The organism is Plantibacter sp. Leaf1, from assembly GCF_001421315.1.
Lineage (GTDB): Bacteria > Actinomycetota > Actinomycetes > Actinomycetales > Microbacteriaceae > Plantibacter.
The window spans coordinates 396620-411196 of sequence record NZ_LMJX01000001.1; the positions used below are offsets into that span (position 1 = coordinate 396620).

The 14577-nt window shown below is 70.2% G+C and carries 14 protein-coding genes; 2 read left to right on the forward strand and 12 right to left on the reverse strand.

Features of this window, described 5'->3' with window-relative positions:
• Positions 1-72: 72 nt before the first annotated feature.
• The 5 genes from ASE44_RS01760 to ASE44_RS18365 all read right to left on the reverse strand — a co-directional run bounded on the left by ASE44_RS01760 (position 73) and on the right by ASE44_RS18365 (position 4036).
• On the reverse strand, positions 73-846 hold the full coding sequence (locus ASE44_RS01760; protein ID WP_056776818.1) for an SDR family NAD(P)-dependent oxidoreductase: 774 nt from the start codon (positions 844-846) through the stop codon (positions 73-75).
• Positions 847-907: 61 nt separating this feature from the next.
• Complete coding sequence (locus ASE44_RS01765; protein WP_056776820.1) at positions 908-1861, reverse strand: 3-hydroxyacyl-CoA dehydrogenase family protein; 954 nt, start codon at positions 1859-1861, stop codon at positions 908-910.
• A 26-nt stretch (positions 1862-1887) separates the two neighbouring features.
• A complete protein-coding gene (locus tag ASE44_RS01770; protein ID WP_056013799.1) occupies positions 1888-2859 on the reverse strand; it encodes a sugar phosphate isomerase/epimerase in 972 nt (323 codons plus the stop codon).
• A gap of 160 nt (positions 2860-3019) precedes the next feature.
• Positions 3020-3715, reverse strand: a complete 696-nt coding sequence (locus ASE44_RS01775) for an LON peptidase substrate-binding domain-containing protein (RefSeq protein ID WP_235522517.1) — start codon at positions 3713-3715, stop codon at positions 3020-3022.
• A gap of 99 nt (positions 3716-3814) precedes the next feature.
• Complete coding sequence (locus ASE44_RS18365) at positions 3815-4036, reverse strand: hypothetical protein (protein WP_157579752.1); 222 nt, start codon at positions 4034-4036, stop codon at positions 3815-3817.
• 209 nt (positions 4037-4245) lie between these two features.
• On the opposite strand from ASE44_RS18365, the gene ASE44_RS01780 reads away from it, so the two are divergent.
• Positions 4246-4464, forward strand: a complete 219-nt coding sequence (locus tag ASE44_RS01780) for a hypothetical protein (RefSeq protein WP_056013797.1) — start codon at positions 4246-4248, stop codon at positions 4462-4464.
• Between the two features lie 75 nt (positions 4465-4539).
• On the opposite strand, the gene msrA is transcribed toward ASE44_RS01780, so the two are convergent.
• The 3 genes from msrA to ASE44_RS01795 form a co-directional block, all read right to left on the reverse strand.
• The gene (gene msrA, locus ASE44_RS01785) at positions 4540-5088 is read right to left on the reverse strand and encodes a peptide-methionine (S)-S-oxide reductase MsrA (RefSeq protein WP_056776824.1); all 549 of its coding nucleotides are present in this window, start codon (positions 5086-5088) and stop codon (positions 4540-4542) included.
• Between the two features lie 147 nt (positions 5089-5235).
• Complete coding sequence (locus tag ASE44_RS01790) at positions 5236-5883, reverse strand: MOSC domain-containing protein (RefSeq protein ID WP_056776828.1); 648 nt, start codon at positions 5881-5883, stop codon at positions 5236-5238.
• A 54-nt stretch (positions 5884-5937) separates the two neighbouring features.
• On the reverse strand, positions 5938-7041 hold the full coding sequence (locus tag ASE44_RS01795; RefSeq protein ID WP_056776831.1) for a LacI family DNA-binding transcriptional regulator: 1104 nt from the start codon (positions 7039-7041) through the stop codon (positions 5938-5940).
• 93 nt (positions 7042-7134) lie between these two features.
• Here ASE44_RS01795 and ASE44_RS01800 point away from each other — a divergent pair, with 93 nt between their 5' ends.
• Complete coding sequence (locus ASE44_RS01800) at positions 7135-9126, forward strand: aldo/keto reductase (protein WP_056776835.1); 1992 nt, start codon at positions 7135-7137, stop codon at positions 9124-9126.
• Positions 9127-9499: 373 nt separating this feature from the next.
• Here the strand turns inward: ASE44_RS01800 and ASE44_RS01805 are convergent, their stop codons facing one another.
• The 4 genes from ASE44_RS01805 to ASE44_RS01820 are packed head-to-tail and all read right to left on the reverse strand — an operon-like array spanning position 9500 to position 14335.
• On the reverse strand, positions 9500-10606 hold the full coding sequence (locus tag ASE44_RS01805; protein WP_056776837.1) for an ABC transporter permease: 1107 nt from the start codon (positions 10604-10606) through the stop codon (positions 9500-9502).
• A complete protein-coding gene (locus ASE44_RS01810) occupies positions 10603-11616 on the reverse strand; it encodes an ABC transporter permease (RefSeq protein ID WP_056013784.1) in 1014 nt (337 codons plus the stop codon). The genes ASE44_RS01805 and ASE44_RS01810 overlap by 4 nt, the downstream gene beginning before the upstream one ends.
• Positions 11613-13304, reverse strand: coding sequence for a sugar ABC transporter ATP-binding protein (locus ASE44_RS01815; protein WP_056776840.1), 1692 nt, complete (start codon positions 13302-13304; stop codon positions 11613-11615). Before ASE44_RS01815 ends, ASE44_RS01810 begins: the two co-directional genes overlap by 4 nt.
• Positions 13301-14335: a sugar ABC transporter substrate-binding protein gene (locus tag ASE44_RS01820; protein ID WP_082455637.1), complete on the reverse strand. Its 1035-nt coding sequence runs from the start codon at positions 14333-14335 to the stop codon at positions 13301-13303. The genes ASE44_RS01815 and ASE44_RS01820 overlap by 4 nt, the downstream gene beginning before the upstream one ends.
• Positions 14336-14577: the final 242 nt, after the last annotated feature.

Genomic DNA, 14577 nt, shown 5'->3' on the forward strand with positions numbered 1-14577 from the left:
TCGTGGTGCGGGGTGGTGCATGCACCGGCCGCACCCGGGGATCGGGGCGGCCGGCTCGGTGCGGGAGACGACTCAGTGCATGTAGAGGCCGCCGTCGACGTTCAGCGTCTGGCCGGTGACGAAGCCGGCGTCCTCGCTGATGAGGTAGGCGATCGCGGCGGCGATGTCGCGCGGGGTGCCGATGCGCGGGAGGACGCCGTCGGCGGCCATCGCCGTCTTGCGCTCCTCGGTCAGGGTGCCGCCCATGATGTCGGTGTCGATGGGGCCGGGCGAGATGGCGTTGACGGTGATGCCGTCGTGACCGAGTTCGCGCGCGACGCTGCGGGTGAAGCCGATGACGCCGGCCTTCGCTGCCGAGTAGGCGGTCTTGCTGAACGTGCCGCCGCCGCGCTGGGCGGAGACGGACGACAGGCTGACGACGCGTCCGACGCCGTTCGCCACCATCGACTCCACCGCACGACGGGTCGTGTAGTGGACGCCGTTGAGGTTGATGTCGATGACGCGCTTCCACTCGTCGGCACCCACCTCGAGGTACGGCACGGGCGAGGCCACACCGGCGAGGTTGACGAGCGCGATGAGCTGCGGGAGGGCGGACTCGAGGGCGTCGAACGCGGCACGCACCTGTGCCTCGTCGGCGACGTTCGCCCCGGCTCCGGCCGCCTGCACGCCGTGCTGCTCCGCGATCTCCGCGGCGACGGCCTGCGCGGCCGCCTCGTCGAGGTCGATGATCCCGATGTTCCACCCCAGCTCGGCGAGGTGGTGGGCGGACGCGCGCCCGATGCCGCGCGGGGAAGCCGCCCCGGTGAGGACGACGGTCTTGGACTCGGGGAAGGTGGTGGCGGTCATGGCCGGCCTTTCTGCGTGAGGGGTCGAGGGCTGTGGTGTCCGGTCGGACCGGACGGCCGGCTCAGTGGATGGGGGCCGGCCCGAGCTCGTCCATGAGCTGCTTGATCGCGACGTAGGCCTTGTTGCGGTAGGCGATGAGTTCCGGCGTGCGGTCCGCGGGCACGTCGAGGTAGCCGGCACCCGACTTGGTGCCGAACTTGCCGGCGTCGACGAGCTCCTTCAGGGAGTCCGGCGTGGCGAAGCGCTCGGGCCAGCGGGTCTGGAGCGAGGCGTAGCAGAACGAGTACACGTCGAGCCCGGCCATGTCGGCGATCGCGAACGGCCCGAAGACGGGCAGCCGGAAGCCGAACGTCGTGCGCACGATGGTGTCGATGTCCTCGGCCGTCGCGACACCCTCCTCGACGAGCTGCGTCGCCTCGTGGAACAGGGCGTACTGCAGGCGGTTGAGCACGAAGCCGGTGGAGTCCTTGACCCGGGCGGTCTCCTTGCCGGTGGCGGCGACGATCTCCTCGACGGTCGCGATGGCCGCATCGGCGGTGGTCTCGTGCGGGATCAGTTCGACGCCGGGGATGAACGGTGCCGGGTTCGAGAAGTGGACGCCGAGGAACCGTTCCGGGTTCGTGACGGCCTCGGCGAGCGAGCCGATGAGGATGGTCGAGGTGTTCGAGCCGATGATCGCGTCGGGCGAGGCCGCTGCGCTGATGCGGCGGAGGGTCTCGTGCTTGATCTCGATCTTCTCGGGGACGGCCTCCTCGATGAAGTCGGCACCGGTGACGGCCTCCTCGATGGACGCGGCCGGCGAGACGTTCGCGCGGATCCGCTCGACGGCGTCGGCGGGGAAGAGGCCGTCGGCGACGAACTGCTCGGCCTCGGCGATGAGGCGGTCGTAGTTCTTGCGCGCGATCTCCTCGGAGATGTCGGCGATGCGGACGGTGGCGCCGGACAGTGCGAGCACCTGGGCGATGCCGCCGCCCATGTACCCCGATCCGACGACGGCGATGGTGTGTGCGGTCATGGTGTCACTCCTGTTGGTCGTCGTGGTCAGGCCTGCGGCAGCAGGGTCCTGATGTACTTCTGGTTGGTGGAGCACATGCCGAGGCTGTCGCCGCCGTAGTGCTCGGCCAGGATGATGCCGTTGAAGCCGAGCTCGACGGCGTCACGGAAGACCTGGCGGTAGTTGATGAGGCCGGCCTCCATGGTGGAGGGGACGGACGTCGCCCAGCTGCCGTCGGCCGACTCGTCACGCGTGTAGTTCTTCACGTGCATGTAGTTGGCGTACGGCAGGGTCTTGGCGAACAGCTCGCGCCAGTCCTCGACGGGGCGGTGCAGGCGGATGAGGTTCGCGACGTCGGGGTTCAGGCCCACGTTGTCGAGGCCGACCTCCTCCACGAAGCGGACCGCGCTGTCGGCGGTGCCCAGGTAGGTGTCCTCGTACAGCTCGAGGGCGAGGGGCAGCCCGACGTCCGCGGCGTGCTTGCCGAGTTCGCGGATGCGGCTGACGGCCGCATTCCACACCTCGGGGTCGTCGGGGTCCTTCGGTCCCTGGGCGGTCCAGAACCAGAGCGCCTTCCGCTGCGCCTCGCTGAAGGGCTGGTGCAGACCGGTCGAGAAGACCTGCATGCCCCACTCCGCGGCGGCGTCGATGGTGCGGTGTGCGTATTCGAGGTTCCGCTCCTCGTGGCCCGGCATGATCACGCTCTGGCGCTGCAGGTGGACGGAGGGGACGCCGACGCCGTGCGACTTGGCGATGGCGAGGAACTCGTCACGACGCGAGGGTTCGAGGTCGGCTGGGCGCACGTGACTGTCGGGCAGTTCGGCGAGGGTGAAGCCGACGCCGGCGACCTGCGCGAAGAGGTCGTCCCAGGCTTCGGGCTCGGCGTCGTGCAGTGAGACGCCGTTGCGGTCGACCGGGGGGATGCCGTGGAGGCACGTGGCGATGGGCCAGGTCTCAGCGGTCCAGGTGGTCTTCGACGCCGCCGGGTTCGACGATGCGGTCGCGTTCGTATCCGTCATGATGCTCCATTGCGCTCAGGGACTGCTGCCCGGGGATGATGCTCCCGGTAAAAAGATCCTATAGGAAATAGTAAACCGTTTCCGGGAATGCGCAAGAGCACGCCGACAGGCCCGGTGACCGAGCCCTCCTGGTCACCGAGCCTGTCAAGGCGCAGTCGCCTCAGCCGCCGAGGATGTCCCAGTCCTCGTCGTCCGCGTCGGCGATGCCGCCCGCGATGAACGCCTCGCCGGCCTCGGTCGCGCGATCGCGCACCGCGAGCAGCAACTCCTCGAGGGAGCCGGCCGAGAGGAACCGCATCTGGTCGAGCTCGCTCACGGGCGCGATGCCCGCGAGCTGCCATGACGACTCGAGCGGATCGTCGGCGAGCTCGACCACCGAGGCCCACTGCTGCTCGCTGAACTCACTCGCCACCGCGAGCGAGCGACGGACGGCCGCCTCGGTCTCGCCGCGCAGCGACTCGAACCGGTCGTCCCACTCCAGGTCGTCGAGGGTTCGGATCTCGGCACGCGGATACGGGTCATCGGGCAACCAGTCGGTGACCTCGAAGCGCTGTCCACCCTCGGCGATCACCGCGACGAACCCCTCGCCGCCGTCGACCTCCACGATCTCGGCGACCGTGCCCGTTCGGAAGCGGTGTTCGCCGCCACCCGTCTCCCGGCCGCGCTCGATGAGCACCACGCCGAACGCGGGGTCCTCTGCCTCGAGGAGGTGGGCGAGCATCGTGAGGTAGCGCTCCTCGAACAGCCGGAGGGCGAGTGGCATGTGCGGGAACAGCACGGAGCCGAGCGGGAACATCGGGAGCTCGAGGACGGGGAGCCCGGAGGCCCAGGGCTCGGCGCTGAAGGAGTCGGTCATGTCAGCCTCCCTCCGTCTCGCAGGTCCCACCGGGTACCGCCCGGCGAACCGCCCACCTGAACCGTGCTGCGATCATAGTCGCCGGACACCGGAGGCGGCTCAGTCGCCGAGGACCGCTCGCAGCGCCTGATCGAACCGGATCGCCCGATCGATTTCGACCGCCGTCTCGTAGTCGGCCCCACGCAGGGCGACATGCAGCGGCCAGTCCACGTCGATGAACCCGATTCGCCGGTCGCCCTCGAAGACGCTGAAGCGGTCTGGCGTGAGCTGCTCCACCCAGGCTCGGCGGAGTTCAGACGTCTCGCTACCGGTGGAGCCCATGGAACGACCTCTCTCGGCAGGTGCAGCGACCGGGTCCGGACAACCCCTCGAAGTATCTCGATGGTCTAGCTATCTCCGCCGGGCTTCATCATGACAGCACCGACGACCGATGGACAACTCCGTATCCATCAGACGAAAAGAGCGCCTCCACGACATCGTTGCCAGATCGTGGCGCGATGGTGCGCGGATCCTCAGGAAGCGTCCGTAGGATGCTGACCGTGGGGTGGAAGTGGCCGTGGGGACGCAAGCGCATCGTCGATGCGCCGGTCGATGCCGGGTCCGATCCGTACCTCCAGTACCTGGAATGGGTACGCCTGGGCAAGCCGTCGCTCGCGTCACCCGACGATCCGCCGCTCACCTTCGACCCCCGGTTCGCTCCGAGGCTCGCCTCCGACGCGGTCAACTCCTCGCGCGCCGACGGCGTCTGACCCACCGCGTCTGCAGCACGGTCCGGGCACAGCACAGCGCCCGACACCAGTGGTGCCGGGCGCTGCGATGACGGACTATGCGGTGGCCTGCTCAGCGGCCGCCTCGCGACGCGGGAGCTTCCAGCCCGGGCGCACGAAGTGGCAGGTGTACCCCCACGGGATGCGCTCCAGGTAGTCCTGGTGCTCGGGCTCGGCCTCCCAGAACTCGGACACCGGCTCGACCTCGGTGACGACCTTGGCCGGCCACAGCCCGGACGCGTCGACGTCGGCGATCGTGTCGCGTGCGACGCGCTCCTGCTCGGGTGAGGTGAAGAAGATCGCCGAACGGTAGCTCAGGCCGACGTCATTACCCTGGCGGTTCTTCGTCGACGGGTCGTGGATCTGGAAGAAGAACTCCAGGAGCTCGCGGAAGGACAGCTTGCTCGGGTCGAAGACGACCTCGAGGGCCTCCGCGTGGGTGCCGTGGTTGCGGTAGGTGGCGTTGGCGACATCGCCACCGCTGTAGCCCACGCGCGTCGACTTCACGCCCGGCATCTTCCGGACGAGGTCTTCCATGCCCCAGAAGCATCCGCCGGCCAGCACCGCGCGTTCGGTCGTCGTGCTCTGCTCGTCTGCTGCACTCATCGTGACTCCTCCTTCGTGCCGAGCACCGTGCGGGGTCCCCGCGTGCTCCGGTCTTCGGCTCCATGGTATGCAACAGCGTCCGCTTCCGGACTGTTCCGCCCGGGGCTTGCACTCAGCGGTCGCACAGGTGCGACGACGCGACGACGCTCAGACGGCCCGCTTGCGACGGAGCTGCTTGATCGATTCGTGGATCTCGGGGGCCAGGGCCACGGCACCCGACTGCTCCGACTGTTCGAGGGCGACGGCTTGGGTCTCGTCCGCCGCGGCGAACCAGGAGGCGATGGTCACGCCGTGGCCGGGCTGCCGGACGATCTCGATCGTGTCGCCCGCCTGGACCGCCCCGCTCTTGACCACCTTGAGGTAGGCGCCGGGCCGTGCCGCGTCGGCGAAGCGCTTCACCCAGCGCGGCTCGCGGAGCCGACGCTGGAACGTGCCGCACGGGGTGCGCGGGCACGTCACCTCGACGACGAGGGTGTCGCCGATGCGCCAGCGTTCACCGATCTCGGCGCCGTTCACGTCGAGCCCCTGCGTGCGGAGGTTCTCACCGAACAACCCAGGGGTGATCTCGCGACCGAGTTCGCCCTCCCAGAACTGCGCGTCCTCCTCGGCGTAGGCGTAGAGCGCCTTCGTGAGGCCGCCGTGGTGCTTGCGGTCGGCCTGCACGTCACCGTAGAGCCCCATGGGCCGCACGTGCAGCGGCTCGTCGACCGCGCGCTTGTCGATGGCGGTGACGCCGATCGACCCGTCGTCCATCTGGAGGGCGTCGACACGGCAGAGGGCGAGGAGTTCAGGCATGGGACCAGTCTGCCGTGTCCCGGGAGCAGGCAGCGGCACGGCGCCCGGTCAGGCTCAGGCGGACTCGCGCACGACGAGCGAGACGCCCACCGTCCGCCGGACCGTCGGCCCCGTCAGCGGCAACGAGCCGGACATCATGCCGTCGAGCAGCTCCAGACTCAGCCGGGCGAGGTCGCGCTTGTCGACGGCGACGCTCGTCAGCTCCGGGGTGACGAAGCGGCCGAGGTCGAGGCCGTCGATGCCGATCACCGCGACGTCCTCCGGCACGCGCACCCCGGCGCGCGCGAACCCCTTGAGCACCCCGACCGCCATGACGTCGTTGAAGACGAGGACCGCGTCGACCTCGGGGAAGGCGTCGCGGCAGCGGAGGGCTGCGGCGACGCCGCCCTGGTGGGTGTCGTCCGCCCACGTCTCCGAGGCCTCCGACCAGGGCAGGCCGTGCTCCGCGAGGAACGCCCGATACGCGAGGCGACGCCCGGACGGCTCGGCCGAGGCGTCGATCATCGCGATGGAGCGCCGACCGGTGGCTGTGAAGTGGGCGATGGCCTGACGGATGCCGTCGTCGAAGTCGATGTCGACGCCGGCCACCGGCGCCGCAGCCGACTCCCCCGCCGCTGCCGGATCGTCGTGCTCGCGGGCGCGCTGGTCGCCGAGGGACACGAAGGGGATGGCCGCGAACGCCCCCTGCAGGGCGCCGTGGTCGGCGCCGTTGCGTCCGACGACCGCGTCGACCTGTCTCGCGAGTTCGGCGAGCTGCGCGCGTTCCGCGTCGGGGAGCTCGGAACCCCGGTCGGCAGCGGTCGGCCGCTCGCCCGAGGCGCCACCCGCTCCCCCGACCTCGGCGACCAGCACGGTCCACCCGCGCTCGGCGGCCTGCTGCACGAGTGCCGCGGCGAGTTCCGGGTAGTAGGGGTTCCGCAGGTCGTCGACGACGAGACCGAGCGTCGTGGTGCGCCCACTGACGAGGTGCTGTGCGGCCCGGTTCGGCCGGTAGTTGAGTGACGCCGCGACCTCGATGACGCGTTGCCTGGTGGCCTCGCTGACGTCGCGCATGCCGTTGAGCGAGCGGGTCACGGTCTGCCTGGAGACCCCGGCGACCCGGGCGACGTCGATGATCGTCGCTCGTGCGGGAGCCTGATCGTCGCGGGGTCTGGTCATGGACACATCGTACTGATACCATCGCCGTGAACGTTCACGGTAGCGTTCACGAAGACCACAGAACCGCCGATCAACGTCGAGGAGCACCACCACATGGAACACGTCGCCTGGGGAATCATCGGACCCGGAACCATCGCGGAACGCTTCGCGACGCAACTGCGCGAGAGTCGCACCGGGCGACTCGCGGCCGTCGCCAGTCGCGATGCGGCCCGCGCCCAGGAGTTCGGCGATCGCTTCGGCGACGGCACGGCACCCGTCCGCGCCTACGATTCCGTCGCCGAACTGTTGGCCGACCCGGACGTCGACGCCGTGTACATCGCCACCCCGCACACCGAGCACGTCCGGCTCGTCATCGAAGCCGCCGAGGCCGGTAAGCACATCATCAGCGAGAAGCCGCTCTCGGTGAACCGCGCCGGAGCGATGCTCGCCGCGGAGACCGCCCGTCGCGCCGGGGTCTACCTCGCCGAGGCGTTCATGTACCGCTTCCACCCGCAGACGGCCAAGCTCGTGGAGCTCGTGTCCTCCGGCACCATCGGCGAGGTCCAGCACATCGAGGCGTCGTTCGCCTTCGCCGCGAACCTGCCCGCCGACCACCGACTCATGAACCCGGAGCTCGCCGGCGGCGGCATCCTCGACGTCGGCGGCTACCCCGTCTCGATCGCGCGCCTCATCGCCGGTGCCGCCGTGGGCGCGCCGTTCGCCGACCCGACGGAGGTCACCGGCAACGGGACCATCGGTTCGACGGGCGTCGACGAATGGGCCAGCGCGTCACTCGTCTTCCCCTCCGGCATCACGGCGCACGTCACCAGCGGTGTCCGGGTGCAGGACGACAATCGTGTCGTCGTCACGGGCTCGGCCGGGCAGATCATCGTCGCCGATCCGTGGCTGCCCTCCGTCGAGGACGGCTCGACGATCGAGATCCGCACCGTCACGGGCACCGAGTCGATCCTGATCCCCGGAGCACCCCAGTACGCGATCCAGGCCGACGCGCTCGCCGAGTTCGCCGATGCCGGACAGGCGCCGCAGATGCGTTGGGCCGACTCGATCGGCAACGCCGCCACCCTCGACCGTTGGCGGGCCGCGATCGGCCTCGAGTACCCCTTCGAGTCGATCGACACGGACGTCCCGACCGGTTCCGGCCGTCCGCTCACCGTGCGTGCCGAACTGCCGATGCCCACCGGTCGGATCGCCGGCATCGACCACGACATCTCGCGACTGGTCATGGGCGTCGACAACCAGGAGACCCTGCCGCAGGCCTCCGCGATGTTCGACGACTTCTTCGAGCGCGGCGGCAACGCCTTCGACACCGCCTGGCTGTACGGCGACGGACTCCAGGAGCAGCTCCTCGGGCGGTGGCTCGCGAACCGCGGTGTCCGCGACGACGTCGTCGTGATCGGGAAGGGCGCGCACACGCCGTTCTGCGACCCCGAGTCGATCTCACGTCAACTGTTCGAGAGCCTCGAGCGGTTGGGGACCGACCACCTCGACCTGTACCTCATGCACCGCGACAACGTGGAGGTGCCGGTCGGTGAGTTCGTCGACGTGCTGAACGAGCACGCCGAGGCCGGCCGCATCCGCGCCTTCGGTGGGTCGAACTGGTCGATCGAGCGGTTCGAGGAGGCGAACGCGTACGCCGCGGCCCACGGGAAGCGTGGCTTCGCGGCGCTGAGCAACCACTTCGGTCTCGCGCGGGCGCTCGACGTGCCGTGGGCCGGCTGCGTGGAGGTGACCGACCCCACGAGCCGCGCCTGGCTCGAGGAGACGAAGACGCCGTTGCTGCCGTGGTCGTCGCAGGCTCGCGGGTTCTTCACGGGCCGTGCCGAGCCCGAGGACCTGTCGGATCCCGACCTCGTGCGCTGCTACTACAGCGACGACAACTTCGAGCGCTTGGCTCGTGCCCGGAAGCTCGGTTCGGAGCTGGGAGTCGCGCCGACCGCGATCGCCCTGGCGTACGTGCTGGCGCAGGACTTCCCGACCTTCGCACTCATCGGGCCGCGGTCGATCGAGGAGACCCGCTCGTCGACCGACGCGCTCTCGCTGAAGCTGACGCCGGAGCAGGTGGCCTGGCTCGACCTGCGAGTCTGAGCGCGTCCCTCGGGTGGTGCCAGCGCGGTGCGCTGACGCGAGCGCGGGTCTATGGCGGGGCGCCAGCGCGGTGCGCTGACGTCACCGCGGGTCTGTGACGTGAGCGCGGGTCTCCAGAGACCCGCGCTCAGTCGTGCGGGGCGCGCCCACGCCGAGTCGCGACGTCTCACGTCAGCGCACCGCGCTGACCCGTGCGCAGGGCGTCGGGGCCCGACCACGCGTACCCGGCGCCAGCGCGGTGCGCTGGGCCTCGCCGCGGGTCATGGGCGTGAGCGCGGGTCTCCAGAGACCCGCGCTCACGCGTATGGGTCGCGCTCGCGTCAGCGCACCGCGCTGGCCAGACCACACCACCACAGCGAGACTTGGATGGGCGTCAGGTGAGGGGTTTGCGGGCTCGGTCACGCGCGAGGAGGACACCGAGCAGCAGGATCAGGATGAGGACGACCCCACGCGCGAGGCCCTGCCAGTAGAAGGACAGGCCGATGAGGTTCATCCCGTTCGTCAGCAACGCGAAGATGAGCACTCCGACGAGCGTCCCGAAGAGGTTCGGCCGCCCGGTCCGGCTGAGCGTCGTCCCGATGAACACCGCACCGATGGAGTCGAGCACGTACAGCTGCCCGCTGTTCGCGACGAAACCGTTGCTCCGCGCCGCGAGGATCAACCCGGCGATCGCCGCGATCCCCGCCGCGAAGACAAACGCCGTCGCCATCGACGTGCCCGCCATCCGCCCGGCGATCCGCGTGGCGGTCGGCTGCTCCCCGGCGGCCGTCAGCACGCGCCCCCAGCGGCTCCGCTCGAGCGCCGCCCACACGATGAGGAGGACGATCACGGCGATCACGATCGGCGCGGCCACCCCGAGCAGCGAACCGGCACCCAGCCACGCGAACTCGTCCGGCACACTGCTGCGCGACAGGTAGATGGGCGAGCCGCCGTCGGTCGCCACCTGCTGCACGCCACCACCGATGAACCAGACGCTCAACGTGGCGAGGAACGGGCGGATGCGCAGCACGACGATGAGGAACGCGTTCACCGCACCCACGAGGAGGCCGACGACCAGTCCGCCGACGATCGCGACCCAGGCGACGTAGTCGTCCGCGAGGAGCGCCGAGGCGGTCAGCGCCGCGAGGTCGATGGCGACCCCGATCGACAGATCGATGCCGCCGGCCCGCACGACCACCGTCATCGCCACCGCCGCCAGCAGGAGCAGGGCGTTCTGATTGAGCACGCCGAGCAGGTTGTCGGCGGTCAGGAACGACGGCGACAGGACCGCGAAGACGATGAGCAGGACGGCGAGTACGGTCGGGGCGAGGGCCTGCCGAACGGCCGCCCCGAGTCCGCTGACCGTCAGGGTGGAGAGCGGACCGCCGGCCCGCTTGCCCGAGCCAGCCCCCCGGCGACCCGGAGCGTCGTTCCGCCGGCCCCCGCTGGTGGTGGACGAGTCGGCTGCGGACGTGGCGTCTTCCCGGGTGTCGATGCTCATCGCTTGACGCTCCGTTCACGGATCGCGGCGACCGCGAGGACCAGCAGGATCAGCACACCCTTGGTGATGCCGATCCACTGGCTCGGGACGCCGAGCTGACTGAACCCGTTCGTGAGGATCGCGACGAACACGGCGCTGAAGAGCGTGCCGGTGATCGTGACGACCAGGCGACGGGAGAACGCGATCGAGAGGAAGGTCGCGAGGAGGATGTCGATCAAGGACTGCTCCCCGATCCCCGGGAGAGCCGCGGAGAGCCGACTCGTCATGAGCACCCCCGCGATGCCGGCGAGCACGGCGGCGAGCACGTAGCTGCCGACGAGATGGCGGTTCACACTGATCCCGGCGACCCGCGCGGCGGTGGGGTTCTGACCGACGGCGGCGTTCCGCACACCCCAGCTGGTGCGACCGGTGGCGAAGGCGACGATCGCGAAGACGATCACGAGCACCACGACCGCGGCCGGGACCCCGAGCACATGACCGCTCCGCAGCCAGACGAGTCCACCGTCGGACACGGGCACCTTCACGTTGTCGGTGATGACGATGGTGAGGCTCGTGACGATGCTCATCATGGCGAGCGTGACGAGCAACGGCCGGATCCCGGCGACCACGACGAGCCCGTTCACGAGCCCGATGAGCGCGGTGGCGCCGAGGCCGAGGAGCAGGGCGAGCGGCAGGCCGAGCTGGGCCTGCAGCAGGACCGCGACGAGTGCGCCAGAGAAGCCCAGGACGGCGCCGATCGAGAGGTCGATGCCGCCACGCACGACGTCCTCACCACCCGTCACCACGACGACGGACAAGCCGAAGGCGGCGATGGCGTAGACCGCGGACTGGGTCAGGATCGTCGCGAGGTTGGCGGGATCGAGGAAGCCGGGGGACGCGACCGCGAAGACGACGATCTCGATCACGACGATCGCGTAGCCGATCAGCCCGAGTCGGGACACCGGGCGGCGCTTCGTCGTGGACTCGGCGGCGGCCGACGGCGCAGCGGGCGGTGCGGACAGGGCGGTCATGCGGAGGCTCCTCGGGTGGGCGATGCTGCGTTCCGGGAGGTGCTCGAGGGCCCTTGGACAGGCTCAGGGTCCGGGGACGGCTCAGGGACCGGGGATGACTCAGTGACCGGGGCGAGCTCGGCGACACCCGTCGACCACGCGAGGATCGTGTCGGCCGTCGCCTGCGACCGCGGAAGCTCCGTGCGGATGGTTCCGCGGTAGAGCACGAGCACGCGGTCGGCGAGGCCGATGAGTTCCTCGAGGTCGACGCTCACGAGCAGCACCCCGGCACCCTGGGCGACGAGCGCATCGATCTCCGCATAGATCTGCTGGCGCGAGCCGATGTCGACCCCGGAGGTGGGCTGATCGAGCACGAACACGGTCGATCCGGCGGCCAGCCAGCGACCGAGGACGACCTTCTGCTGGTTGCCGCCGGAGAGGCTGCCTGCGACCGCGGCGTCGTTCGCCGGTCGGATGTCGAGCCGCTCGACGAGGTCGGCGGCGATCGCCCGCTCGCGTCGGCCGCGCAGGATGCCGCCGAAGCCCGTGATGCGGTCGAGCGCCGCGAGCGTCAGGTTCTCCCGCACCGACTGCCGGTTGAGGATGCCGTCGCGGTGGCGGTTCGCCGGCACGTAGGCGCCGCCGGCGCGGACGAAGGCACGCGGCGACCGGATCGTGCCGCCGGCGCCGAGGCGCACCGTTCCACCGCGGGCGCGGAGGCCGACGACGGCGTCGGCGAGCTCCTCGAGCCCGGAGCCGACGAGGCCGGTGACCCCGACGACCTCGCCCGGCCGCACCGTGATCGAGACGCCGAGGAGCCGGTCCGGCACCGTCAGCGCGTCGATCGCGAGGACGGGCTCGCTCCCCGCGTCCGCCGCGACGCGTTCACCGTCGCCGAACTCGGTGACACTCCGGCCGACCATGAGCTGCACGATGGCGTCGAGCGTGGCGTCGGGGTCGGCGAGATCGAGCGCACCGACGCGTTCGCCGTTGCGGAGGACGACGACGCGGGACGCGATGTCGCGCACCTCCTGCAGGTAGTGGGAGATGTAGATGACGGCGACACCCTCGGCCTGCAGGGCGCGGACGGTGCGGAACAGGCGCTCCACGTCCCCCGCGGCGAGCGGGGCCGTCGGTTCGTCGAGGACGAGGACGCGCGGGCGGGTGATCGTCGCGATGGCCAGCTGGAGGAGTTGCTGCTCGGCCACGCTGAGCTCGTCGACGAGGGTGCTGCCGGGGACGTCGAGGCCGACGAGGTCGAGCAGCTCGCGTTCGGCCCGGCGGTCGAGCTGCCGTCCCGTGAGGAACGCGGTGCGTGAGCCGAGGAACAGCTGCTCGGCGACGGTGAGTCGTCCGGCGAGGTGGCGGTCCTGGTGGATGACCCGGATGCCGAGGCGTTCGGCGTCGCCGGGGTTCCGGATGACGGCGGGTTCGCCGTCGATCTCGATCGTCCCCTCGCTCGCCGTGTAGAGCCCGGTGAGGATCTTGATGAGCGTGGACTTGCCGGCACCGTTCTCGCCGACGAGGGCGACGACCTCGCCGGGCTGCACCTCGAGGTCGACGTCGTGCAGGACGCGGACGCCGCCGAAGTCCTTCGCGATGCCCCGCATGGTCACCGCCGGCACGGGTGAGCCGGCCGCAGCCGCACCGGGCCGACCGTCCAGCGTGCGCTGGGCGGTCGACTCGTCGATCGAGGTGCGGTCCGTCATTCCAGGCCGAGCCGCTTGCGCTCGTCGGCGACGTTCGCCTTGTCGATGAACACGGCGTCGAGGTAGGTGCTCAGCGGCACCTCGTCCTGCTGTCCACCGAGGTACCGGGCGACGTTGTCGGCGCTCGTCGTGCCGAACAGGGTCGGCTGCTGCGCGACCGTGAACTGGTAGACCGAGGCGGGGTCCTCGATGAGGTCGAGCGCGCCGGGCTCGGCGTCGACGCCGTACACCTTGATCTCGTTCCGACCGGCTGCGTCGATGGCCTGGGCGGCACCGATGGCCGGGAGATCCCAGCACGACCACACGGCCGAGATCTCACCCTTGGGGTAGCGGGTCAGGGCGTCGTTCGTCTTCTGCTTGGCGTCCTCGATGGTGCCCTCGTAGACGTCCTGCAGCTCGGGCTCGATGACCTCGATGTTCGGGTAGTTCTTCAGCACCAGCTTGAACTCGTCGTAGCGGATCTGGCAGGGGGTGACGTCGTAGAAGCCGTTGAAGACGAGCACCTTGCCCTTCCCGCCGATGTCCTCGGCGAGGGTGCGGGCGAGCGTGGAGCCGATCTGCCAGTTGTCGGAACCGATGTTGTTCACCGAGTTCTCGCTGGCGTGGTCGATCGTGAAGACGGGGATGTCGGCGTCCTTCGCCTGCTGCAGCGCCGGTGCGAGCGTCGTGGCGTCGCCGAGGATGACGACGATCGCGTCGACCTTCTGCGAGACGAGGTTCTCGACGTTGGCGAGGTGCTTGTCGTCCTGCGCATCGGCCTGGGTCGCGACCACCTTCGCGCCGAGCTCCTCCAAGCGGTCCTGGACGCCCTGGTAGGTGAGGCGACCGAAGTCGCGCACGACGTCCTTCGCCGCCACGCCGACGGTCTTGCCCTTGAGCGAGGGGACGTCGGCGTCGGAGGCCGCTGAGCTGGCGGCGGGGCCGCTCGTCGACTCGCCGGATGAGGACTGCTTCAGCGAACAGCCGGTGGCGAGACCGGCCACGACGGCCAGCGAGATGATGGACAGCGCGAGGCGTGATCGACGACGCATGGGGACTCCAGAGGACGGTGGGGCGCGGGAGGGTGCAAGGGTGGTGGGGCGGGCCGGCGTCCGCTGTCGGCGCGTGGGGGCGCACCGGGACGTCGGGTTGCAGTAACAGTAAGGAGTGATCGGACGGGCCGCGAGAGGGCGCTCAACCTGACGTAACACAAGCCGCGCGGCGTCGGAGGTGCGTGCTGACCGGTGCCGGCGCAGCCCACGAAAACGTCGGATGTATCATGGCGCGAGGCGGA